The organism is Gottfriedia solisilvae (assembly GCF_002128405.1).
In the GTDB taxonomy this organism is placed as follows: domain Bacteria; phylum Bacillota; class Bacilli; order Bacillales; family Bacillaceae_G; genus Gottfriedia; species Gottfriedia solisilvae.
In genome coordinates this window covers 485,044-510,634 of the sequence record NZ_NETJ01000004.1, presented here as the reverse complement: position 1 = coordinate 510,634, position 25,591 = coordinate 485,044, and the positions used below count along the sequence as shown (strand labels likewise).

General features: G+C 34.6%; 20 protein-coding genes. 17 read left to right on the top strand and 3 right to left on the bottom strand.

All coding sequences use genetic code 11. From position 1 onward, the window contains the following. The first annotated feature begins 129 nt into the window (after positions 1–129). Positions 130–858: an RNA polymerase sigma-I factor gene (gene sigI, locus CAB05_RS15700; protein WP_235821523.1), complete on the top strand. Its 729-nt coding sequence runs from the start codon at positions 130–132 to the stop codon at positions 856–858. A 2-nt stretch (positions 859–860) separates the two neighbouring features. Continuing rightward, complete coding sequence (locus CAB05_RS15695; protein ID WP_088001464.1) at positions 861–1,871, top strand: anti-sigma factor domain-containing protein; 1,011 nt, start codon at positions 861–863, stop codon at positions 1,869–1,871. A gap of 109 nt (positions 1,872–1,980) precedes the next feature. On the opposite strand, the gene uvsE is transcribed toward CAB05_RS15695, so the two are convergent. Both uvsE and cls read right to left on the bottom strand, forming a co-directional pair. Beyond that, positions 1,981–2,934 carry a UV DNA damage repair endonuclease UvsE gene (uvsE, locus tag CAB05_RS15690; RefSeq protein ID WP_088001462.1) on the bottom strand — a complete coding sequence of 318 codons (954 nt, stop codon included), beginning with the start codon at positions 2,932–2,934 and terminating at the stop codon, positions 1,981–1,983. 24 nt (positions 2,935–2,958) lie between these two features. After that, positions 2,959–4,155 carry a cardiolipin synthase gene (gene cls / locus CAB05_RS15685; protein WP_158093296.1) on the bottom strand — a complete coding sequence of 399 codons (1,197 nt, stop codon included), beginning with the start codon at positions 4,153–4,155 and terminating at the stop codon, positions 2,959–2,961. A gap of 209 nt (positions 4,156–4,364) precedes the next feature. Between cls and CAB05_RS15680 the strand changes: the two genes are divergently transcribed. From CAB05_RS15680 to pyrG, 6 genes are all read left to right on the top strand, one after another. Further along, complete coding sequence (locus CAB05_RS15680; RefSeq protein ID WP_088001458.1) at positions 4,365–6,482, top strand: (Fe-S)-binding protein; 2,118 nt, start codon at positions 4,365–4,367, stop codon at positions 6,480–6,482. 148 nt (positions 6,483–6,630) lie between these two features. Next, the gene (locus CAB05_RS15675) at positions 6,631–7,809 is read left to right on the top strand and encodes an acetyl-CoA C-acetyltransferase (RefSeq protein WP_088001456.1); all 1,179 of its coding nucleotides are present in this window, start codon (positions 6,631–6,633) and stop codon (positions 7,807–7,809) included. Between the two features lie 372 nt (positions 7,810–8,181). After that, the gene (locus tag CAB05_RS15670; protein WP_088001454.1) at positions 8,182–9,312 is read left to right on the top strand and encodes an acyl-CoA dehydrogenase; all 1,131 of its coding nucleotides are present in this window, start codon (positions 8,182–8,184) and stop codon (positions 9,310–9,312) included. Positions 9,313–9,440: 128 nt separating this feature from the next. Further along, complete coding sequence (gene icmF / locus CAB05_RS15665; protein ID WP_088001452.1) at positions 9,441–12,680, top strand: fused isobutyryl-CoA mutase/GTPase IcmF; 3,240 nt, start codon at positions 9,441–9,443, stop codon at positions 12,678–12,680. Between the two features lie 213 nt (positions 12,681–12,893). Then, a complete protein-coding gene (gene rpoE, locus CAB05_RS15660) occupies positions 12,894–13,442 on the top strand; it encodes a DNA-directed RNA polymerase subunit delta (protein WP_088001450.1) in 549 nt (182 codons plus the stop codon). Positions 13,443–13,768: 326 nt separating this feature from the next. After that, positions 13,769–15,370, top strand: a complete 1,602-nt coding sequence (pyrG, locus tag CAB05_RS15655; protein WP_088001448.1) for a CTP synthase — start codon at positions 13,769–13,771, stop codon at positions 15,368–15,370. A 50-nt stretch (positions 15,371–15,420) separates the two neighbouring features. Here pyrG and CAB05_RS15650 read toward each other — a convergent pair whose 3' ends face one another. Further along, on the bottom strand, positions 15,421–15,942 hold the full coding sequence (locus tag CAB05_RS15650; protein WP_088001446.1) for a DUF2529 family protein: 522 nt from the start codon (positions 15,940–15,942) through the stop codon (positions 15,421–15,423). A 202-nt stretch (positions 15,943–16,144) separates the two neighbouring features. Here CAB05_RS15650 and CAB05_RS15645 point away from each other — a divergent pair, with 202 nt between their 5' ends. The 9 genes from CAB05_RS15645 (at position 16,145) to prmC (ending at position 25,588) form a co-directional block, all read left to right on the top strand. Then, a complete protein-coding gene (locus CAB05_RS15645; RefSeq protein WP_088001444.1) occupies positions 16,145–16,522 on the top strand; it encodes a response regulator in 378 nt (125 codons plus the stop codon). A gap of 296 nt (positions 16,523–16,818) precedes the next feature. Continuing rightward, a complete protein-coding gene (locus tag CAB05_RS15640; protein ID WP_088001442.1) occupies positions 16,819–17,673 on the top strand; it encodes a class II fructose-bisphosphate aldolase in 855 nt (284 codons plus the stop codon). A 455-nt stretch (positions 17,674–18,128) separates the two neighbouring features. Further along, on the top strand, positions 18,129–19,427 hold the full coding sequence (gene murA / locus CAB05_RS15635; RefSeq protein WP_088001440.1) for a UDP-N-acetylglucosamine 1-carboxyvinyltransferase: 1,299 nt from the start codon (positions 18,129–18,131) through the stop codon (positions 19,425–19,427). A 190-nt stretch (positions 19,428–19,617) separates the two neighbouring features. Continuing rightward, positions 19,618–20,583 (top strand): class II fructose-bisphosphatase, encoded by a 966-nt coding sequence (gene glpX / locus CAB05_RS15630; protein ID WP_088001438.1) that lies wholly within the window; start codon positions 19,618–19,620, stop codon positions 20,581–20,583. A 424-nt stretch (positions 20,584–21,007) separates the two neighbouring features. Then, complete coding sequence (rho, locus tag CAB05_RS15625) at positions 21,008–22,282, top strand: transcription termination factor Rho (protein WP_088001436.1); 1,275 nt, start codon at positions 21,008–21,010, stop codon at positions 22,280–22,282. Positions 22,283–22,439: 157 nt separating this feature from the next. Then, positions 22,440–22,688 (top strand): type B 50S ribosomal protein L31, encoded by a 249-nt coding sequence (locus tag CAB05_RS15620; RefSeq protein ID WP_088001434.1) that lies wholly within the window; start codon positions 22,440–22,442, stop codon positions 22,686–22,688. A 195-nt stretch (positions 22,689–22,883) separates the two neighbouring features. Further along, the gene (locus CAB05_RS15615; protein ID WP_088001432.1) at positions 22,884–23,501 is read left to right on the top strand and encodes a thymidine kinase; all 618 of its coding nucleotides are present in this window, start codon (positions 22,884–22,886) and stop codon (positions 23,499–23,501) included. A gap of 162 nt (positions 23,502–23,663) precedes the next feature. After that, on the top strand, positions 23,664–24,731 hold the full coding sequence (gene prfA, locus CAB05_RS15610) for a peptide chain release factor 1 (RefSeq protein WP_142283112.1): 1,068 nt from the start codon (positions 23,664–23,666) through the stop codon (positions 24,729–24,731). Further along, positions 24,731–25,588, top strand: a complete 858-nt coding sequence (prmC, locus tag CAB05_RS15605) for a peptide chain release factor N(5)-glutamine methyltransferase (RefSeq protein ID WP_088001428.1) — start codon at positions 24,731–24,733, stop codon at positions 25,586–25,588. The genes prfA and prmC overlap by 1 nt, the downstream gene beginning before the upstream one ends. Positions 25,589–25,591: the final 3 nt, after the last annotated feature.

The following is a 25,591-nucleotide window of genomic DNA, read 5'->3' as shown; positions in this document are numbered from 1 at the left end:
AAAGATGCGATATGCTTTAGTAATGAGGTTCATTAAAACGGTGCCTTACTCATTCATTTAAATTAATGAATGAGTGGCGCCTTATGTTTTGATAACCAATCCAGGAATTTATTGAGAGGAGATGTGGTCTTGTTACTAGCAATTTTTCAGACGCTATATAAACGAAAAGAAAAAATTGAAGATATTGTTTTAACAATCCAACAATCTTCTTCAAAAGAGTTAGATGATTTTATCGTTCAATATGAGCCATTTATTTTGAATACTACTTCTACAATTTGTGGGAGATATATTACCAAGCAGGATGATGAATACAGTATTGGCTTACATGCTTTTCACGAGGCGATCAATTTGTACTCCTATAAAAAAGGAGCATCATTTTTATCATTTGCTAAGTTAATCATTAAAAGAGAGTTAATAGATTACTTTAGAAAAGAATCTAGGCATCAGCATGTTACAGCAACGCAATCAGAATCTGATGAACTACATAATGAATATGACCTTCATGCATATGATTCATATATTAAGAATTTTGATGAATTAAACCGCAAAGAAGAGATTATTCACTTTAATGAAATGCTAAACCAGTTTGGGATATCCCTAGATAGTTTAGTAGACGTTTCACCTAAACATGAAGATACGAGAGAGCATATATTCTCAGTTGTTGAAATAATTACTTCTGATGAAGAAATGCTAACCTTACTATATAAAAAGAAAAAACTGCCTATGAATCTACTAACAAGTAAAGTCGAACTTAGCCGTAAAACGCTCGAGAAGCATAGAAAGTTTATTATTGCCATGTGCATCATTGCAGCGAATGATTATATTTATTTACAAAGTTATTTAAAAAGGGGGGACTGAAGATGAACAAAGGAATCGTTTTAAAAATAAATTCTCATTCTGTTATTGTGCTTACACCAGATGGGGAATATTTAAAATGTAAAAGATTATTGTCATCATATACAATTGGTGAAGAAATTCAGTTCCCTAACTATGCAGTCATCGTAAATAATAAAGTGAAAAAAATTATTCCTAAATTAGTACCTGTTATGATTGCTAGTGCCCTAATTTTAATGTCTTTTGTACTTGTAGATTTTAATAAAAAAAGAGTACTAGCAGCAGGTTATGTAAATATTGAATCTAAAGCTAAAGTTTCATTGATTCTAGATAAACAATTAAAAGTTATTGCCCTGAAAGCAAAAAATGATCAAGGGAAAAAGATCATTGCTGAGTTAAAGGACTGGGAAAAAGAATCAGTAAAAGATGTTACTGAAAAACTGATTGTTGAATTAGAGGAAAATGAGATTATTCAGCATGATGAAAAGGTTTCGATTTCAGGTTCAATGGATAAGAAATTTAGTAATGAGCAAAAGAAATTAAGTAAAGAAATAGATCATATCAAGCAAAGTAATGCTCATTTTGAAAATGAGCAACCAGTTAAAGAGGTACCAAAAAATAAAGATGCAAAAAATAAAAAAGATAAGAAGAACGGTATAAGCAAACAACCGAGTAATAAGTTTAATACAATAAAACATGAAACAAAAAATGATTCGAAAACCGTTGTGAAACAAGTGGATCAAAAGGGTAATAAGAATAAAGAAAAACAGAATCATTCAAATTCAGGTAATGGGTCTAATAAAAATCATCAAGAAAACAAAAAGCAGCAAGAAAATAAACATAACCATGATGATAAAAAGAACGACTCTTCAAAAAAAAACAAGAAAAATGATAATAGATGGCATCAGATAGGTAAAGGGAATCATCATTCAAATGATCGTAAACAAAATGCTCAAAACCATCGTAAAGATGATTCCAATAACCAGCGAGATAACAGATATAACAAAGGTCATGATCGAGGACAAAATAAATATTGAGATGATTGCAAAAGAAAACGCTAGGAAGCTATTCCAAGCGTTTTTTTGATTTTTAAATATGAATTTCGCGCTACATACATTAATTGAAAGGAGAGTACTTACAATCGTTTTAAACTTCAATAGTTCCTCCATCAATTCGTTTGTAGCCTCGAATTTTTGATAAATCATCCATTAATTGTAGCAATGCGATATCCTTCTTTTTGGCTTCAATCATTATATCAATATCCTCGCCAATTGCTTTTGCTAGATCAAAAAATGGTTTGATAAAATCGATATTGATTAAATCGGAGTGAGCTCGAAATTCTTTATCTGATTTTGGAGAAGAGATATGTATTTTAGGTGTTAAGCTAGTTGACTCCCAAGTTTGATAAATTTTTGGTAATAAGCTTTCTAATGGCTCATCACAGTTATTTGCTATGTGATGATGATAATCAAATACTAACGGGATTTTTTCTTTAACACAAATCTCTAGCGTTTCAGCAGTAGTATATGTTTTATCGTCATTTTCAAGTGTCATTTGTTTCTTAATATGAACAGGTAGTTTTTTTATATTTTCAAAAAAACGATTGACCGCAAGCTCCTTATTTCCATAAGCACCACCAACATGAATGTTAATCACACTCTGGTTAGCTACTCCCATAGCTTCTAGAACATTATAATGATATTCCATATCTATAACTGCATTATCAGTAATATGCTGTTTATCACTTGTAAAAAGCGTAAATTGATTTGGGTGAAAGCTGACTCTTAATTGATGTTTTTTTATAAATTCTCCAATTTCTTTAAATTGGTCTTGAAAGATATTGATATAATCAAATTCAACTTCTGGATGAGTTGCTAACGGAACCATAGAAGATGACATTCTATATAAAGGGATTTGCTGACTTACATTATAATGAAGTGCTCTAAATGTATTTTTAATATTTTGGGATGTAACATCTATTAATTTATCTAACCTTTCGTTCTGTTCCATTGCTTTATAACGAGTTAAAGTGAGCGTTTTTGCTGGTGAACAATTATATAAAGATAATGCATGTGACACATATCCAAAGCGAATTTTCATATTTTTCACCTCAAAATTGCTTTTTTACATTAATGGAGAAAGCAGTTTAGAAAGCAACTTGCGACATTTCCATAAAAATGAAGTATTTTTATAATGATCAATCGGATATGTTTTCGTGTTTTCCAAATCTTTTATAAACATTTCTTTGATTTTTAAAATAAATTGTTTACTTGAAAAAATACAGCTCCACTCATCGTTAATGCATAAGCTCCTACGATCGAAATTCACTGAGCCAACGTCACATATACAATCATCAATTAATAAAACTTTGGCATGGAAAAAGCCTTTTTGATAATGAAAAACTTTACCCCCGCCCTCTAAAATGAGTAAAAGATGAGGGAATGAAGCTTCTTTTACAAGTCTGTGGTCTTCTTTTTCAGGAACCATAACACAAATATCGACACCACGATGAAGTGCTGCTAGTAATGAATTCATTAGCTTCTTAGTTGGAATAAAATACGGAGTTCCAATATAAATATGCTTTTCTGCATTGTCTATTAGTTCCTTGTAAAGTAATTCTATACGAGTAAAATCTGAAGAGTAAAAATGGTGTTCTGTATCCCCTTTAATGACTTCATTCGATACTTCAAATGGAAAGTAAGTTCCACCACTTCTTACCCAATCGATTAAAAATTGAGCGTGGAGGTCTCTAACACCTTCACCAGTCATTCGGATATGATAATCTCTCCAATAACCTAATTCTTCGTCGAATCCTATGTATTCTTTACCAATATTAAAGCCACCAAAGTATCCTACTTTAGAATCAATCACTGTAATTTTCCGATGATTACGGTGTTGCAATCGATAAAATGTATATGGGAAGCCTGCACGTCGATTAAAAAGAAATTCTACGCCATTTTCCTTTAATTGTTTAATTCTTTTTCGTTTAAGACCGAAGCTACCAATCCAATCAACCAACAGTTTAACTTGGCAGCCTTCCTGCGCTTTTTGTTCAAGTAAAGATAAGAATTGTTCACTAGTATCATCATTTCGGACAATGTAAAATAGCATCGTTATACTGGATGTCGCTTCTTTGATGTCGTCTAGAAGGTGCTTGTAAAGGACATTTCCGTCAGTAATTAATTTTGTATGACTGTCTCTACTAATAAATGGACATGGTTTTTCATGTTTATGAAAAGCTTTATAGCCAAAATAAAGATCTAGACCAGCAAGGAGTATAAGCAATAGCAGTGCTATAATAATACAAATAAAAAGAAACATATGATTAAACTCCTTTATCTTGTACGTGTTGATAGTATGACCATTTAAAATGCGGAATATGAAAAAGGGCTCATTTATCATGAAAAACTATTGACTGAATACTCATTCATTATATAATAATAGTATATATTGTCAGAATATTAATATGGTTATAAATTTTTAAAAAGTAAGCGTTTTATTTATAACCTAATTTGGGGGAGGAATACATCATGGATCACGCTCTATATTTTTTAAATGCGTTAGGGTTCGTAGCCATTACTGGTTATGCACTATATTTATTCGTTTACCTAATTACAACTAGATTAGCTTACATTAGACTTGGTAAAAAAGAAGAGTTCGAACAAAACTTCAAAGAACGTTTCGGGAAAATTTGGGTGAATGTATTTGGACAAAAAAAGCTCCTTAAAGATAAAAAAAGTGGAATCATTCACGTATTGTTCTTTTATGGATTTATTTTAGTTCAAGCTGGAGCACTTGATTTTATTTTAAGAGGGCTAATTCCAGGAGTTCATTTGCCACTTGGTCCTTTATATGGTGCATTTACGTTTTTTCAAGAAATAGTTGCCTTGTTAATTTTAGTAGCAGTTATATGGGCATTCCATAGAAGATATATTGAAAAACTAGTCCGCCTTAAAAGAGGATGGAAGAATGGTTTAGTATTAATCTTTATCGGTTTATTAATGGTATCTACATTGTTTGGCAATGGGATGGGGTTAATTTGGGATGGAGAAGGAGCTACATTACATGAACCAATCGCTTCTGTAATCGCGACAATTTTTGGTGGTATTAGCGAACCATTAGCGATCTCATTCTTTTATGTTGCATGGTGGATCCATTTAATCACTCTTTTAACATTCTTAGTGTACGTACCGCAGTCAAAGCATGCGCATTTAATTGCTGGTCCTGCAAATGTATTTTTTAACCGTTTAACTAAACCTGGAAAGCTTGAGAAAATTGATTTCGAAGATGAAACTCAAGAGACATTTGGTGTTGGTAAAATTAGTGACTTCCGTCAATCTCAACTAATTGATTTATATGCATGTGTAGAATGTGGACGTTGTACGAATGTTTGTCCAGCAACAGGAACAGGAAAAATGTTATCTCCGATGGACTTGATATTAAAATTAAGAAATCATCTAACAGAAACAGGGGCGGTTGTAACTTCACGTGCTCCGTGGGTTCCAACTGTTGCCTTCTCGAATACAAAAGGAAATCAGTTAGCATTTGCTGCGGCTGGTAAAGGACAACAAGAATCAGCTGCGACTTTGGTTGACTATAATCCAAGTCTAATTGGAGATGTAATAACAGAAGAAGAAATCTGGGCATGTACTACTTGCCGTAACTGTGAGGATCAGTGTCCGGTAATGAATGAACATGTCGATAAAATTATTGATTTACGCCGTTATCTCGTTTTAACTGAAGGGAAAATGCAGCCAGATGCTCAGCGTGCTATGACGAATATTGAACGTCAAGGTAACCCTTGGGGATTAAATCGTAAGGACCGTGAGAACTGGAGAGAGCTAGACGAAAGTATCCACATTCCTACAGTAAAAGAAGCTCAAAAAGCGGGCGAAGAAATCGAATACTTATTCTGGGTTGGATCAATGGGTTCATATGATAACCGCAGTCAAAAGATTGCTTTAGCGTTTGCGAAGTTAATGAATGAAGCGGGCATTAAGTTTGCGATATTAGGTAATAAAGAGAAAAACTCTGGTGATACACCAAGACGATTAGGTCAGGAGTTCTTATTCCAAGAGCTTGCAAACAATAATATTGCTGAAATAGAAAAATCAGGGGTAAGTAAATTAGTAACGATCGATCCTCATGCTTATAACACATTTAAGAATGAGTATCCTGATTTTGGTTTATCGGTAGAGGTATATCACCACACTGAGTTATTATCTCAATGGGTAAAAGAGGGGAAATTAAAACCATTACATCAAGTAAATCAAGTCATCACTTACCATGATTCATGCTATTTAGGTCGATATAATGAAGTTTATGAAGCGCCTAGAGATATCCTGCGAGCTATACCGGGGGTAACATTGGTTGAAATGGAACGTAAACGTGAAACCGGTATGTGCTGTGGTGCAGGTGGCGGATTAATGTGGATGGAAGAGCATGTTGGAAATAGAATCAATGTAACACGAACAGAGCAAGCATTAGCGGTAAGTCCGAATGTGATTGGAACGGGTTGTCCGTATTGCTTAACAATGTTATCTGATGGAACAAAAGCGAAAGAAGTGGAAGAGAAGGTTCAAACACTTGATGTAGCTGAACTATTAGAACTATCTATATTTGGTTCAAAACAAACACAAGCTTCTTAAGAAAGTTCTAAATAAATTTTAAAAATCATAAAATATAAATGGAATGGTGTACATAAAGTACACCTTTTTCTTTGTTAAAAGTATGTTTTTTAAAGGATTATGACAAATGAAGATTGAAATAGATAAAAATCTAAGGGGGTAGATTGATATGAGTAAAACAGTTATTGTCAGTGCAGTTCGTACACCAATCGGTCGTTTTGGAGGGATGTTAAAAAGTTTTAGTGCGTCTGATTTAGGAGCAATTGCTATTCAAGCAGCATTAAACGAGGTAAACCATCCTTTTTCATCAATAGATGATGTCGTAATGGGAAGTGTTTTACAGGGTGGACAAGGCCAGTTACCTTCAAGGCAGGCTTTGCGCAAAGCGGGTTTACCATGGGAAACAAGAACAGAAACAATTAATAAGGTCTGTGCATCAGGTATGCGAAGTGTTATGCTGTCAGATTTACTCATTCGTTCCGGAGAAAGTAAACGTGTAATAGCGGGTGGAATGGAGTCAATGAGTAATACGCCGTTTTATCAATCCACATTAAGATGGGGAAATAAATTAGGCAACACTGAATTAAAAGATGGTGTTTTGTATGATGGACTCACTTGCTCATTTACAGGTGTTCATATGGGTACATATGGTAATAATGTTGCAAAAATCGAAGAGATCTCTCGTCAACAGCAAGATGAATGGGCATTAAGAAGTCATTTATCTGCTGTAAATGCGATAAATACTGGTAAGTTCAAAGATGAAATCGTTTCTGTAGAAATAAAAGATAGAAAAGGCGCAATCACAAAAATAGAGGTTGATGAATGTCCTAGAGAAGATACATCAATTGAAAAATTGACAAAGCTTTCTCCTGCATTTGACCGTGATGGCACAATAACGGCCGGAAATGCGCCTGGCATTAATGATGGGGCATCTGCTCTATTATTAATGAGCGAGGATGAAGCTAAATTAAATAACTACAAGCCTTTAGCTAAAATTCTTGCAACAGAATCAATAGCAGTTGAAGCACAGGATTTTCCAAGAACACCAGGTTATGTGATTCAAAAACTACTTCAAAAGACAAATAAAAAAGTTTCAGATATAAGCTTATTTGAAATCAATGAGGCTTTCGCGGCTGTTGTATTAGCAAGTGCAAAGATTGCAGACTTACCACTAGATAAAATTAATGTAAATGGTGGAGCAATCGCGCTTGGTCATCCAATTGGTTCAAGTGGCGCTAGAATTATTGTCACGCTCATACACGCTTTAAAGGCACAAGGTGGCGGACTGGGTATCGCAGCAATCTGTAGTGGTGGTGGGCAAGGCGACGCAGTGTTAATAGAGGTATAGAAGGTTTAAAGACACTTGGTTAGAAAAGAACAGGGTAATGGGATTAGTTTTTTATAGACTAATCCCAACTTCTTTCTTTTTCGAACCTTTTTATTTTTTAATTTTTCAAAATTCTACAAAAAATAACAAGGGATTTTGAAGTTTTTGTAGAATTATTTAATATGTAGACTGCATATTAAAGCAGAATTCAAATAATTATGGTAACGCTTACAAATTTCGACGGTATTCTTGTAATATTGGGCTTCTTAAAGTACTGAAATAAGGAAAAAAGGTAAGAGATTGTGTATAGAAAAAGGGTTTATGTCTTTTTCTAATTCTTAAAATCTTTTCCCCTTAACCCTACCCTATTAATGATAATGGAGGAAGAAAAGTATGCAATTTCGTCTAAGTGAAGAACATGAAATGATTCGAAAAATGGTAAGGGATTTTGCGAAAAATGAGGTTGCACCTTCTGCAGCTGAACGTGATGAGCATGAAAAGTTTGACCGAAATATTTTTAATCAAATGGCAGAGCTTGGATTAACAGGAATTCCATTTCCAGAAGAGTATGGTGGAATCGGTAGTGATTATTTAGCATATGTTATTGCAGTTGAGGAACTGTCTAGAGTATGTGCTTCAACAGGTGTAACACTGTCTGCTCATACATCTTTAGCAAGCTGGCCTATTTATAAATTTGGAACTGAAGAACAAAAACAAAAATATTTAAAACCGCTAGCACAGGGGACAAAAATTGGTGCCTACGGTTTAACAGAACCAGGATCAGGTTCAGATGCTGGTGGAATGAGAACAACTGCCCGAAAAGAAGGAAATGAATATATATTAAATGGTTCGAAAATTTTCATTACAAATGGTGGAGAAGCAGAAATTTATGTTGTATTCGCAATTACTGATCCTACGAATAAACATGGAGTATCGGCATTTATCGTAGAAAGTGATTCACCAGGTTTTTCAGTTGGGAAGAAGGAAAGTAAATTAGGAATTCGTTCATCTCCGACCACAGAAATTATTTTTGAAGACTGCCGTATTCCAGCAGAAAATCTATTAGGTGAAGAAGGGCAAGGATTTAAGGTTGCCATGCAAACACTTGATGGAGGAAGAAATGGGATTGCAGCTCAAGCTGTTGGTATTGCACAAGGTGCATTAGATGCATCAGTTGACTACGCGAAAGAACGAGTACAATTTGGTAAGCCAATTATTGCTCAACAAGGTATTGCTTTTAAACTTGCGGATATGGCGACTGGTGTAGAGGCTGCTCGTCTATTAACCTATCAAGCTGCTTGGTTAGAGTCTAATGGGCTTCCATATGGTAAAGAGTCTGCTATGTCGAAGTTATTTGCTGGAGATACAGCAATGAAAGTGACAACTGAAGCAGTTCAAGTATTTGGTGGATATGGTTACACGAAAGATTATCCTGTGGAGCGTTTCATGCGTGATGCGAAAATTACACAGATCTATGAAGGTACTCAAGAAATTCAGAAGCTAGTAATCTCTAGAATGCTATAAGACGTGATAAGATTCTAAATTCTTTTATGTAGTACAAAAGGTGAAATTAACTTGGTATGAGGGATGAAAAGCCTTTTACCAAGTTTTCTTTCTGAATGAGGTAATGATAATAACGGAGGCTGATTAGTATGGTAGAAAAGTATCAAGCTAAATATAAGATTCGTTTTGTAACTGCATCAAGCTTATTTGACGGCCATGATGTTTCCATCAATATGATAAGAAGATTATTGCAGGAAAATGGTGTTGAAGTTATTCATCTAGGACATAATCGTTCGGTTGAAGAAATTATTAATGCAGCGATTCAAGAAGATGTACAAGGTATCTCTATTTCATCTTACCAAGGTGGACATATGGAATACTTTAAATATATGTATGACTTACTACAAGAAAGAGGTGCTTCACACATCAAGTTATTTGGTGGTGGTGGAGGAGTTATTCTTCCTCGTGAGCAAGAAGAGTTAGAAGCATACGGTATAACAAAAATTTATTCTCCTGAAGATGGGCGAACAATGGGACTTCAAGGCATGATTAATCACATGTTACAAAGTACAGACTTCCTTCCTCCTCTAAAGGATATTGAAAATGTGCAGCAAATTACAGCTTCAAATCATAAGGAAATTGCTAGATTCATAACTTTAGCGGAAAACAAAGGTTCTCTAGATTCAAGTTTAGAAATGGCTGCTACTTTAGAAAAATCAGAAGTTAGCAATAGCGTCGTAATTGGTATGACGGGAACTGGTGGCGCAGGAAAAAGTTCATTAACAGATGAATTAGTTCGCCGTTTTATTCAAGAGTTCCCCGAGAAGACAATTGGTATCGTTTCAATCGATCCGACAAAGCGTAAAACAGGTGGGGCATTACTGGGAGATCGTATTCGAATGAATGCAATCCATCATCCTAATGTTTATATGAGAAGCTTAGCAACAAGAAATAGTCAGTCAGAAATCTCAAATGCTCTTGGCGACTCGTTAGCAATTTTAAAATCAGCAAACTTCGATGTGATTTTTGTTGAAACTAGTGGGATCGGTCAAGGGGATGCTGCAATCACTCAATTTAGTGACATTCATTTATATGTGATGACAAGTGAGTTTGGAGCGCCTTCACAATTAGAAAAAATCGATATGATTGATTTTGCAGATTTAATAGCAATCAATAAATTCGAACGTCAAGGTTCTGAGGATGCGTTACGTTTAGTTCAAAAACAATATCAACGTAGTCGTCATTTATTCCATGATGATTTAGATACAATGCCTGTGTATGGAACGATTGCAAGTCAGTTTAATGATGCAGGAACGAATAACTTATTTTTAGCATTAACAGGTGAGATTGAGAAGAAAGTGAATAAACAATGGAAAACAACATATATTCAACCTGGAAATGTTGAAAAACAACATGTCATTATCCCAAGTAAACGTCGTTTTTATTTAAGGGAAATCGCTGAAACAGTTAGGAATTACCATCAAAATACTGAGGCAGAAGCAATTAAAGCTTCTAAGTTATATCAAATTGAAGGAACATTGAATGAAATAGAGTCATTGAATGTTGAAGATGGAAAAGGAACTTTAGTAGAGTTAAAACAGAAATTTGAAGACTCTCTAGCACCATCATCCAAACAAGCATTAAACCATTTTAAACAGATCAAAGAAGCCTATTCTCAAGATCAACTGGTACAAAAAATTCGAGATAAAGAAATAAAAGTTGAATTAACAACTAAGACTTTATCTGGAACGAAAATACCAAAAATATCTGTTCCAACTTATCGTGATTATGGTGATTTATTAAGATGGGTAGCAAAAGAAAACGTTCCTGGCTATTTTCCATTTACTGCAGGCGTATTCCCATTTAAACGTCAAGATGAAGATCCAAAGAGACAATTTGCGGGAGAAGGACCGCCAAGTCGAACGAATAAACGTTTCCACTATTTATGCGAAAACGATCCTGCTAAGCGTCTAAGTACAGCATTTGACTCGGTTACGCTATACGGAGAGGATCCTGCAACACGACCAGATATTTTTGGAAAGATTGGTGAAAGTGGCGTTAGCGTATGTACATTAGATAATATGATTGAATTATATAAAGGCTTTGATTTATGTAATCCTATGACTTCTGTGTCGATGACGATTAACGGTCCTGCACCAATTATCTTAGCGATGTTTTTAAATACTGCTATTCATCAGCAAGTTGAAATAAAAGAAAGGGAACTAGGACGAATTTTAACTGTAGAGGAATTTACAGAAGTAAAAGTAACAACATTACAAAAAGTTCGTGGAACAGTTCAAGCTGACATTCTAAAAGAAGACCAAGGTCAAAATACTTGTATTTTCTCTACAGAGTTTGCGTTGAAAATGATGGGCGACATTCAGCAATATTTTATTGATCATAAAGTTCGTAATTACTATTCAGTATCAATTTCTGGATATCATATTGCTGAAGCTGGAGCAAATCCAATATCACAGCTAGCATTTACTTTATCTAATGGATTTACTTATGTTGAATATTACTTAAGTCGTGGAATGAAAATTGATGATTTTGCACATAACTTATCATTCTTCTTTAGCAATGGATTAGATGCAGAGTATTCGGTAATTGGAAGAGTTGCGCGCCGTATTTGGGCAGTAGCGATGAAAGAGAAGTATGGTGCTTCTGAGAGAAGTCAGAAACTTAAATATCATGTTCAAACATCAGGACGCTCACTACACGCCCAAGAAATGGCGTTTAATGATATTCGAACAACATTACAAGCTTTAATGGCTTTATATGATAACTGTAACTCTCTTCATACAAACGCATACGATGAGGCTGTTACGACGCCTACAGAAGAGTCTGTTCGACGCGCAATGGCAATCCAGCTTATTATTCAAAAAGAAAACGGATTATCAAAAAATGAAAATCCAATTCAAGGTTCATTTATTATCGAGCAACTTACAGACTTAGTAGAAGAAGCAGTTTTAAAAGAGTTTGAAAGAATTAGTGACCGTGGTGGCGTATTAGGTGCGATGGAGCTTCAATATCAGCGTGGAAAGATTCAAGAAGAATCTCTATACTATGAAACGTTAAAGCATAATGGAGAACTTCCAATCATTGGTGTTAATTCATATATCAATCCAAATGAACAAATGGATTCTATTAATTCAATGGAGATTGCAAGAGCTAGTTATGACGAAAAGCAATCACAGATTGATCACGTAGCTGGTTTCCAAACGAAACATGGTTCGGAAGCAAATGTTGCATTAGAACGTTTAAAGCAAGTAGCTCGACAAAATGGAAATCTATTTGAAGAGTTAATGAATACTGTAAGAGTAGCTAGTTTAGGTCAAATTACGCAAGCACTTTATGAAGTTGGCGGACAGTATAGAAGAAATATGTAAAAACTTATTCATTAAATGGGCGTCTTTTTGACGCTCATTTATCATTTTTTCATTAAAAAATAGGGTAATATCGAAAAATATAGTCTAGGTGCTAGCATATTTAATATACTTTTGTTTATAATGAAAGATATGTATTTTATAACTAAAAGTAAAATTTATACATAATGTGATTAATTTACGTTAAAAATATTATTTTTAAAGGAGTGCTTACCTTTGAGTTTAAAGCAATACTCGGAAGAGCAATTAAAAGAATTATCGTTAATTGAATTATCATATGAATTATTCTCTGAAACAAAAGAACCGTTTTCTTTTTATGATTTAGTAGACCGCATGGCGTCAGAATTAGGTGTAACAAGAGAAGAGCTTTTAGAAAAGCTTCCTCAATTTTATACTGAATTAAACATCGATGGTCGTTTTGTATGTTTAGGTGAAACTCGTTGGGGCCTACGTGCTTGGTATCCGTATGATCAAGCTGAAGAGGAAGTATTACCAGTTGCAAAACCTAAGAAGAAACGCGCTAAAAAGTTTGAAGAAGATGATGATTTTGCTGAATATGATTCTGCAGATGATGAAGATTTTGAAGAAGATGAAGATTTAGTTGAGTTAGATGAACTAGATGATGATCTTGTTGATGACGTTGTTGATGAGTTTGATGACGAAGAAATCGATGAAGATGAAGATATAGATTTAGATGACGAAGATTTAGATTTAGAAGATGAAGATGAAGAATTAGAAGAACTTGATGAAGAAGAAGAACTATAAGTTCTTGACTTTTAGATAGTGAATAAGTACAATTCTTATTGGGCTCTTTAAAAAAGAACGAAATATATTTGACGCTCCCTATTTTATATAGGGGGCGTCTTTATTTTTTTAACGAGAAACTTGATGTATCAACCTTTTATGGATGGTTTGTTTTGTTGTTTTTAAATAGATAAATCATGTTAACTTGCATGAAATAATCCTATTTTGGACGACAATAAAGCATACATAAAATTATGTTATTAATTATATTTTTATAAATTTAGCTTTGTATTTCTACTAAAGAAAAATAAAATTACGAATGCTAAAAAAATGAAAGGGGCTCAATTATGACAAAGTATATTTTCGTAACAGGTGGCGTAGTTTCTTCTCTTGGTAAAGGGATTGTTGCAGCATCATTAGGACGACTATTAAAAAACAGAGGATTAAATGTAACAATTCAAAAGTTTGATCCGTATATCAACTTAGATCCAGGAACAATGAGTCCTTATCAACATGGTGAAGTTTTCGTAACAGATGACGGAGCGGAAACAGATTTAGATTTAGGTCACTATGAACGTTTCGTTGATATCAATGTAACAAAATTTAATAATGTTACGTGCGGTAAAGTGTATTCTACAGTACTTCAAAAAGAACGTCGTGGAGATTATTTAGGAGGAACAGTACAAGTTATTCCTCATATTACAAATGAAATTAAAGATAAAGTTTTCCGTGCAGGTCGCGAAACAAATGCTGATGTTGTCATTACTGAGATTGGTGGAACAGTAGGAGACATCGAATCATTACCTTTCATTGAGGCAATTCGTCAAATTAAAGGTGATGTAGGTCGAGAAAATGTAATGTACGTTCACTGTACACTTCTTCCATATATTAAAGCAGCTGGTGAATTAAAAACGAAACCAACACAACATTCTGTAAAAGAACTTCGTAGCATTGGTATTCAACCAAATGTCATCGTATTACGTTCTGAAACATCTGTACCACAAGAAATGAAAGATAAAATCGCTCAATTCTGTGATGTTGATGCAAAAGATGTAATTGAATGTGTAGATGCAGAAACACTTTACGAAATTCCATTAGCTCTACAAGCTCAAGGTTTAGATGCGATTGCTTGTGATCATTTAAAAATAAAAACAAACGAACCAGATATGACAGAATGGATTGCATTAGTAGATAAAGTTAAAAATCTAACTAAATCAACAAAAATTGCACTTGTAGGTAAATATGTAGAATTACAAGATGCTTACATTTCTGTAGCTGAAGCATTAAAACATGCTGGTTATTCTTTTGACAGTGAAATTGAAATTAAATGGATTAACGCTGAAGAAGTTACAACAAATAATGTAAGTGAATTATTAAGTGATGTTGATGGTATCCTTGTACCAGGTGGCTTTGGTGATCGAGGAGTAGAAGGTAAAATTCTAACTGCTCAATTTGCTCGAGAAAACAACGTACCATTCTTAGGAATTTGTTTAGGAATGCAAATTGCATCTATTGAATATGCTCGTAATGTACTAGGCATGAAAGGTGCTCATTCTGCTGAAATTGATCCAACAACAAACTACCCAATTATTGACCTTTTACCTGAACAAAAGGACGTTGAAGACTTAGGTGGAACATTACGTTTAGGTTTATACCCATGTAAACTGATTGAAGGTACGAAGGCATACGAGGCTTATGGTGATGAAGTAGTTTACGAGCGTCATCGTCATCGTTATGAGTTCAACAATGAATATCGTCAACAAATGGAACAAGCTGGATTTGTATTCTCAGGTACTAGTCCTGATGGTCGTTTAGTTGAAATTATTGAGTTGCCAAATCATCCTTGGTTTGTGGCATCTCAATTCCACCCGGAATTTATTTCACGTCCAAATAGACCACAACCATTATTTAGAGACTTCGTTGGAGCTTCTTTAAATAATAAAAAATAATCTTATGAATGAAACACCCAACACTTTGATTTGTGTTGGGTGTTTTTAAATTATTCAAAATCGGCCAAAATTTCATTGATCGTTAAAAGTAAGCAATGGTATATAAATAATCCTGTTAATAAAGTCGGTAAACCAATACGGTCGCCTTCTTCAGTAGGTACTAATTTACGCGTTAGTTCATAATTAATAAAAATATCAGCTAAATCTGATAATGAATCATTCTCAATTACTGTAGAAACGACAACAAAGCCAATTCCGTTTTTGGTTAGTGTATTTGCAATTTGAATAACTTCCTCATCATCTGCCTGCTTTGCGAATAAGAGGACACGATCGACTGAAGATAATGATTTCATCTGGCTTTCTTCAAATAAAGGTTCAAATGATTGATGTGTATCTTCTCCATATTTGATTTCAGAAACGATTCCTGAAAATTCTTTTGCACCGTGTACATAAACTTTTCCTTCGCCAACAATTGCTTGTGCTAGAAAGCGAGAAGCATCTTCAAATACTTCTTCTTGCTTTAATATCTTTTGAAAAACACCATTTAGTTGTGTTGTAAAAATTTTTAACATTTTGTGTACTCCCTCTTAAAAAAGTATGTGCTAACCATTATACTGTAAAGTAGGTATCGAATTAAATCATTCAGAAAGTAATAATTTATAAAAATTACGAAAAGATGCAGGAAAATAGGACTTCTAAAGAGAATGTAAAAATTTAGGGGAATTTGTATTTTTTGCATGTAGTCAGATCTGGTTAAGAGAGGTGGTACTAATTTTGGGAAACAAGTTATTAATTGTAGATGATCAGTACGGAATTCGTTTACTACTACATGAGATTTTCAAAAAAGAAGGTTACGAAGTTTTTCAGGCTGCCAACGGTTTTCAAGCAATCGATATTGTCATTAAAGATTGTCCCGACTTAGTAATTCTTGATATGAAAATACCAGGCATGGACGGAGTAGAAATTTTAAAACGTATTAAAGAGATTAACAAAGAGATTAAAGTTATTTTAATGACAGCTTATGGTGAATTAGACATTATTGAAGAAGCTAAAAAACTAGGAGCACTTCGATATTTTCCGAAGCCATTTGATATTGATGAAATTAAAAAAGTGGTTAGAGAACATACTTCTCAACCTCAATCTCTTCAATAACACTAGCAGATGGCAAAAGACCATCTGTTTTTTATTTACACTGCGCATTTTGAAAGCGTTTTCGGAAATAGCGTAAAAAAACTATATATATCATACATAATTGTCTAAAATGTTAAGATAATACGAACATTAATGGATAACTGTTGTATTTTTGTATCATTTTTTGTATTCTTAGTAAGTGATAGAGGTACCTATCAAAATACATAATAAAGAACAATTTGTTGCAATCTATTCTTGTTAGTACGATTATGGGTACAAAATTTAACTTATATAAAAGATTAGAAGGAGGGCTTATCATGCCTTTAGTATCTATGACTGAAATGCTTAATAAAGCAAAAGAAGGTAAGTATGCAGTTGGTCAATATAATATCAATAACTTAGAATGGACTTATGCTATTCTTACTGCTGCTGAGAGAGAACAATCTCCAGTAATCCTTGGTGTTTCTGAGGGTGCAGCAAAGTATATGGGCGGATTTAATACTGTTGTAAAAATGGTAGAAGGTCTATTAATTGATTTAAAAGTAACTGTTCCAGTTGCAATCCATCTTGACCATGGTTCAAGCTATGACGTATGTAAAGCTGCAATCGATGCTGGTTTCACATCTGTAATGATTGATGCTTCACACGATCCATTTGAGCAAAACGTAGAAACTACTAAAAAAGTAGTTGAATATGCACACTCAAAAGGTGTTTCTGTAGAAGCTGAATTAGGTACAGTTGGTGGGCAAGAAGATCATGTTGTAGGTGACATCATCTATGCTGATCCTGCTGAATGTAAAGAATTAGTTGAACGTACTGGTATTGATTGCTTAGCTCCTGCTTTAGGATCTGTTCACGGACCATACAAAGGTGAACCTAAATTAGGGTTCGACGAGATGGAACAAGTTGGTAAAGAAACAAATGTACCATTAGTATTACATGGTGGTACTGGAATTCCTACTGAACAAATTCAAAAAGCGATTGCTCGTGGTACTGCGAAAATCAACGTTAATACTGAAAACCAAATTGCTTTTAACAAAGCTGTTCGTGAATTCATCGCTAAAGATCAAAACCAATATGATCCACGTAAAGTGATCGGACCTGGACGTGAAGCGATTATCGCTACTGTTACTGGTAAAATTCGTGAGTTTGGTACTAGCAACAAAGCATAATTTAAAGAGTTTTCGAATGAATTGTGTTATATTGTAAATAATGAAACCGTCTAAAACTATTTAGACGGTTTTCTTTTTTAGCAATTTTTTATGAGAATACTTCATTGCGTAGTAGAAGGTTTTCGAAATAAAATAGAGAATATCTTAAAACAGGTTAAAGAAACCATTAAATTATTGGAATACATATTGTTAGGTCTCTGAATTTTTTATTTTAAATTTAGTAATTTATAATTTAAAAATGAATGATTTACTAGTTTGGATTGAAGAAGTAATAGAGCATTAGTGTATTAATGTACAAACAAAAGACTTTACATTAGAAGTCACGTCTCGTATAAACTAAGATTAGAGAGATAGAAAATTGGAGAAAATAGGTAGACAATAATTAGGGAATTAGAAGAGATATTATTCTTACATCTCTCCCTGTTTTCTTCTGCTCATTTAGAAGGGAGTATACTATGGAAAAGCTTGTGTTAGAAGGCGGTATACCTTTAAAAGGAACAATTCGAGTTAGTGGTGCGAAAAATAGTGCTGTAGCATTAATTCCTGCAACAATTTTAGCAAGTTCACCTGTAACACTTGAAGGAGTTCCTTCTATTTCTGATGTACAAACTTTATGTGACCTGTTAGAGGAAATTGGCGGTCAAGTAGAGATGTCAGATGAAAAGATTATAATTGATCCATCAAATATGGTCGCAATGCCACTTCCGAGTGGAAAGGTTAAAAAACTACGTGCTTCTTATTATTTAATGGGGGCAATGTTAGGTAGATTTAAACAAGCAGTTATTGGTTTACCAGGAGGATGTTATCTAGGTCCAAGACCAATCGACCAACATATAAAAGGTTTTGAAGCACTTGGTGCAAAAGTGACGAACGAACAAGGTGCAATTTATTTACGAGCAGAAGAATTAAAGGGAGCTCGAATTTACTTAGATGTAGTAAGTGTAGGGGCAACAATCAATATCATGTTAGCAGCGGTGCTAGCTAATGGTAGAACAGTTATAGAAAATGCTGCAAAAGAGCCAGAAATTGTAGATGTAGCAACATTATTAACAAGCATGGGTGCGAAAATCAAAGGTGCAGGTACGGATGTAATTCGAATAGATGGGGTAGAATCACTTTCTGGATGTACACATACAATTATCCCAGATAGAATTGAAGCAGGAACATATACTATATTAGCAGCTGCAACAGTTCAAGAAGGCGATAGTGTTGTTGTTGATAATGTCATTCCACATCATTTAGAATCACTTATTGCAAAAATGAGAGAAATGAATATACAAATAGATACAAATGATGACCAAATTATTGTAACTGGGACAAGTAAAGTTTTGAAAGCAGTTGATATTAAGACATTAGTATATCCTGGTTTTCCTACAGATTTACAGCAGCCTTTTTCTGTCTTATTAACTAAAGCTAATGGGACTGCTGTTATAACTGATACAATCTACGGTGCTCGATTTAAACATATAGATGAACTGAGACGAATGAGCGCTACGATCAAGGTTGAAGGTAGCACTGCAATTATATCTGGACCAGCTCCACTACAAGGCGGTCGAGTGAAAGCAAGTGACTTGAGAGCCGGAGCCGCTTTGGTTATCGCTGGCTTGATTGCTGATGGAAAGACAGAGCTTACTGGTTTAGAGCACGTAGATCGAGGATATGAAGATTTAGTAGAAAAACTAGTAGGTCTTGGTGCCAATGTATGGCGTGTTCAGTTAACGCAGCAAGAAGTAGAACAACTAAAAAACGCATAATGAACGGTTTTATTTGTGCTTCATTTTAATTTAATCAGACGGATACATACTTTTCGTTGTATAATGATGACGGAAAGCTCTTACAGTTTCAAAACAAAAGTTAAAAAGAAAGCATGCTCTTTTCATGGATCGTTTTATCACATAGAGTTTGCTAGTGCGACTTCGCATTTCATCAAAGGGGGAGTTTGAAGTGGAAAGAAGTTTATCAATGGAGTTAGTTCGTGTTACAGAGGCTGCTGCACTTGCTTCAGCAAAATGGATGGGTCTTGGTAAGAAAGATGAAGCAGATGATGCTGCAACAACAGCAATGCGTGACGTATTCGATACCATTCCAATGAAAGGTACAGTTGTGATTGGAGAAGGAGAAATGGACGAGGCTCCAATGCTTTACATTGGTGAAAAGCTTGGAAATGGCTATGGACCAAGAGTAGACGTTGCAGTTGATCCTTTAGAAGGCACAAATATCGTAGCTTCAGGTGGGTGGAATGCATTAGCAGTTATCGCAATTGCAGATCATGGTAATTTATTGCATGCTCCAGATATGTACATGGAAAAAATTGCAGTAGGTCCTGAAGCAGTAGGGAAAATTGACATCAATGCAACAGTACTTGAGAACTTAACTGCTGTGGCAAATGCTAAAGGTAAAAACATTAATGAAGTGGTAGCAACAGTTTTAAATAGACCTCGTCACGAAAAGTTAATTGAAGAAATTCGCGCAGCTGGTGCTCGAATCAAATTAATTAATGACGGAGATGTAGCGGGAGCAATTAACACAGCTTTCGATCACACTGGTGTAGATATATTATTTGGTAGCGGCGGCGCGCCTGAAGGGGTAATCTCAGCCGTTGCATTAAAATGTTTAGGTGGAGAACTTCAAGGAAAGTTATTACCACAAAATGAGGAAGAAATTGCTCGCTGTAAACGAATGGGTATAGAAGACCCAGACCGTGTATTATATATGGATGACCTAGTAAAAGGTGATGACGCGATCTTTGCAGCTACAGGTGTTACAGACGGTGAACTACTAAAAGGTGTTCAATACAAAGGGAATGTAGGAACAACTCATTCACTAGTAATGCGTGCTAAATCAGGCACGGTGCGCTTTGTAGACGGTCGTCACAGCCTAAACAAAAAACCTAACTTAGTTATAAAGTAAGGAACTATTTAATATAAAAGTAGAAGTTGGTTGTAACGAAAGATTGCATGAATCTGATAGGATATGAGGCTCAGGCTCACTCCTCACGTAAATTAAGCATTCTGAAGCGGAAATTAACATTCTTCTTTTATCAGATCTAAGCTTTTAAGAATATACTGATATAACAACTCTTTCCTTTATTTTCTAAAGGAAAGAGTTGTTAATTTATTAGATAGAAAAATAGTTGGCATAAAAAACCCTTTCGAATTATAATCTCAATAGATAGTAAACCTATTAATTCTAATTACTTAGAATATTTTTAGGGGAAAAGGTTACACTAAAGAATAAGTTACTTTATGTAAGTTTCCTTCAAAAAACCTTCTAAATAACCTTCCGAATTAAGATAATCCTTATATGATTGAATAAAAGTAAAGAGTGGTGTTGTATGAGTTTAACAATCTCTGCATTAGAAAACATGAAGTTAAAAGATTTGTATGAACATGCGAAAGTAATGAAGATTTCGTATTACAGCAAATTGACAAAAAAAGAATTAATATTTGCCATCTTAAAAGCACAGGCAGAAAAAGATGGATTATTATTCATGGAAGGTGTACTAGAAATCATTCCTTCTGAAGGATATGGATTTTTACGACCAATCAATTATTCACCAAGTTCAGAAGACATTTATATTTCTGCATCTCAAATTAGAAGATTTGATATGCGTAATGGTGATAAAGTTTCTGGAAAAGTACGTCCACCAAAAGAAAACGAAAGATATTTTGGTTTACTACAAGTGGAAGCGGTTAATGGTGACGATCCTGAAAACGCAAAAGAGCGTGTTCACTTCCCTGGACTGACTGCATTATATCCAAATAGACAAATGAAGCTTGAAACAACCCCAGCGAAGTTTTCAACTCGTATTATTGATATGATTGCCCCGGTAGGATTCGGTCAACGTGGTTTAATTGTTGCTCCACCAAAAGCAGGTAAAACAGAACTTTTAAAAGAAATTGCAAATAGTATTACAACTAATCATCCGGAAGCTGAATTAATTGTATTACTAATTGATGAACGTCCAGAGGAAGTAACTGATATTGAACGTTCGGTTAAAGGTGATGTTGTTAGCTCAACTTTTGATGAAACACCTGATAGCCATATTAAAGTAGCTGAGTTAGTTCTTGAACGTGCTATGAGATTAGTAGAACATAAGAAAGATGTTATCATTCTTATGGATAGTATTACTCGTCTAGCTCGTGCATACAACTTAGTCATTCCACCAAGTGGTCGTACATTATCTGGAGGTATTGACCCAGCTGCATTCCACCGTCCAAAACGCTTTTTCGGTGCAGCACGTAATATTGAAGAAGGTGGTAGCTTAACAATTCTAGCTACAGCATTAATAGACACAGGTTCACGTATGGATGATGTGATCTATGAGGAATTTAAAGGAACTGGGAACATGGAGCTGCATTTAGATCGTTCACTTGCTGAACGTAGAATATTCCCAGCTATCGATATACGTAGATCTGGAACACGTAAAGAGGATCTGTTAATCCCTAAAGATCATTTAGACAAGTTATGGCTAATGAGAAAGACTATGTCAGATATACCTGATTTTGTTGAAAGATATTTTAGAATGCTTCGTCAAACAAAAACAAATGAAGAATTCTTCAATACGATGACAGAAGAAAGTAAAAAAACACCAGTCACTAATAAATAGTTGGTAGATATAGGCATCCTTTTTGAAAAATAGTGGGTTGCATTCTCCCGGGTTAGTTGCTATAATTTCATTTGTATGTTAAATGTAAATTATGTGGTATACACATGATTTGATAACTCTGATTTCAAGGATTTCAGGGCGGAAGGAGATGAAAAACATGAAAGCAAATATTCATCCTGATTACAAGAAAGTCGTGTTTATGGATATTAACACTGGCTTCAAGTTCTTAAGCGGATCTACAAAATATTCTAGCGAAACAATCGAATGGGAAGATGGTAACACTTACCCTCTTATCAAAGTTGAGGTTTCTTCTGATTCTCACCCATTCTACACTGGTCGTCAGAAATTTGCTAACGCTGCAGGACGTGTTGAACGTTTCAACAAAAAATACGGTCTTAAGTCTTAAGGTAATAAAGATGAAAAGCAGGCGAGTTATTGCTACTTTGCCTGCTTTTTTTACGCATTTATAGTCCTTTAACATAATAATTTAATTCATAAAAAGAATTTTTATATAAATAAATTGAATACTTACATGAAAGATCTTAAAGATAAAAAATAATGTAATTAGACATAGAACTGATTTAGAAAGGTGAGACTCTTAATGTTTATGATGAGAAAAAATGGTTGGATAGAGATGATTTGCGGGAGTATGTTTTCTGGTAAATCAGAGGAGTTGATCCGCCGTGTTCGTCGTACACAGTTTGCTAAACAAAGTTGTGTAACATTTAAACCATCGATTGATAACAGATATAGTGAAGTTGAAGTTGTGTCTCACACAGGTATGAAGGTACCTGCTTATGCATTAACACATTCATCTCAAATTCTTAAGTATGTAACAGATGAGGTTGAGGTTGTAGCAATAGATGAAATTCAATTTTTTGATGATGAAATATTTAACGTTGTTCAGCAATTAGCCAATATGGGTAAAAGAGTAATTTGCGCAGGTCTTGATCAGGATTTTAGAGGGTTACCATTCGGAAAGGTACCTGAAATTATGTCCATTGCTGAGCATGTAACAAAATTAAATGCAGTATGTGCGGTTTGTAGTTCACCTGCAAGTAGAACACAAAGATTAATTAATGGTAAGCCGGCTTTATTTGAGGACCCTATTATTTTAGTAGGAGCATCTGAATCTTATGAGCCAAGATGTCGCCACTGTCACGAAGTACCTACAAATTCTCATCGAACAGAACCAGCATTCCAAAACCAAAACGATTAAGTTAGATCTTTCTGGCACTATCTTGTTTGTTATTTAATATGATTATTTGATAAATAGTCTTAAAAAGATAATGATTGGTATGAAAAATTGAGCATCCTTGAGTGAAAATCAACAAATATTATAAAGTAACTATATTAAGACGAAAATGTCGAGGTGAAAGTTATGTTTGATCGATTGCAAGCAGTAGAAGATCGCTATGATAAATTAAATGAATTACTAAGTGATCCTGAAATAATAAATGATTCAAAGAAGTTACGTGAATACTCTAAAGAGCAGTCAGATATTCAAGAAACAGTTGATGCCTACCGTCAGTACAAATCTGTAAAAGAACAGATTAAAGACGCAAAAGCAATGCTTGAAGATAAGCTTGATGCTGATATGCGTGAAATGGTAAAAGAAGAACTAAATGAACTTGAAGCAGAATCAAAAGAGCTTGAAGAGCAATTAAAGATATTACTAATTCCAAAGGATCCTAACGATGATAAAAACGTTATCGTTGAGATTCGTGGTGCAGCGGGTGGAGATGAGGCAGCGTTATTTGCCGCGACATTATACCGTATGTACAGCCGATTTGCAGAGGTAAATGGCTGGAAAACAGAAATTATTGAAGGTAACTACACAGAATTAGGTGGCTTTAAAGAGGTTATCTTTATGATTAATGGTAAAGGTGCGTTTTCGAAGTTGAAATTTGAAAATGGAGCTCACCGAGTTCAACGTGTACCTGAAACGGAATCAGGTGGACGTATTCATACTTCTACGGCAACTGTTGCTGTTTTACCAGAAGCTGAAGAAGTTGAAATTGAAATCCATGATAAAGATATTCGTGTAGATACATTTGCTTCAAGTGGACCTGGAGGACAGTCAGTAAATACGACGATGTCCGCAGTTCGTTTAACGCATATTCCTACAAATACGGTTGTATCATGTCAGGATGAAAAATCACAAATTAAAAATAAAGAAAAAGCGATGAAGGTTCTTCGTGCAAGAGTTTATGATAAATTCCAACGAGAAATTCAAGCAGAGTACGATCAAAACCGTAAACAAGCTGTTGGAACGGGTGATCGTTCTGAACGTATTCGTACTTATAACTACCCACAAAACCGTGTTACTGACCACAGAATTGGTTTAACAATTCAAAAGCTTGATCAAATCGTCGAAGGTAAGATTGACGAAATCATTAATGCACTTATTATGGATGATCAAGCAAAAAGAATGGAACAAAGTCAATAATGACAACAAAGATATACGAAGCCCTAAAATGGGCTTCTCTTTTTTTACAAAGACACGGACGAGATGAAAATGTGGGCGAAATAGCATTAAAGCATATTTTAGATTACAACCGAACGCAATTATTGACTAATATGAGAGAAGATTTAAAAGAAGAGCACCTGTTGCAATTTCAAGAAATGGTACAAAAACATATTGAAGGTGAACCAATTCAGTATTTAATTGGATACGAATATTTTTATGGTAGAAAATTTATTGTAAATAATGAAGTGTTAATTCCGAGGCCTGAAACTGAAGAATTAGTTGAAGGTGTCCTTGAACGTATTCATAAACTCTGGGACCGAACGGATCATTTAGAGCTTGTTGATGTAGGTACAGGTAGTGGAGCAATCGCTATTTCACTGGCTCTTGAAAATCCACAACTTACGGTTCATACTGTTGATATTGCGGAGGAATCAATTGAGGTTGCTAAGCAAAATGCACTTCATTTAGGAGCAAATGTCAATTTTCTTCATAATGATTTGTTGAATTATTTTATAGATGAAAACAAAAAAGTCGATATTGTCGTTTCGAATCCTCCATATATACCTCATCAGGATTGGTTGCAATTAGATGAGGTTGTTAAGGAGCATGAGCCATATCGCGCGCTAGTTGGCGGTGAAGATGGACTTGATTTTTATCGTCGGTTTGCAACGGATTTACCTAAGGTTTTAAATCATAAAGCATTAGTCGCTTTTGAAGTAGGAATTGGTCAAGGAGAACCAGTTGCAACGATATTGAGAAACACCTTTAATCATGCACAAGTTGAAGTTGTCTTTGATATTAACGGCAAAGACCGTATGGTATATATGATGAAATGAATT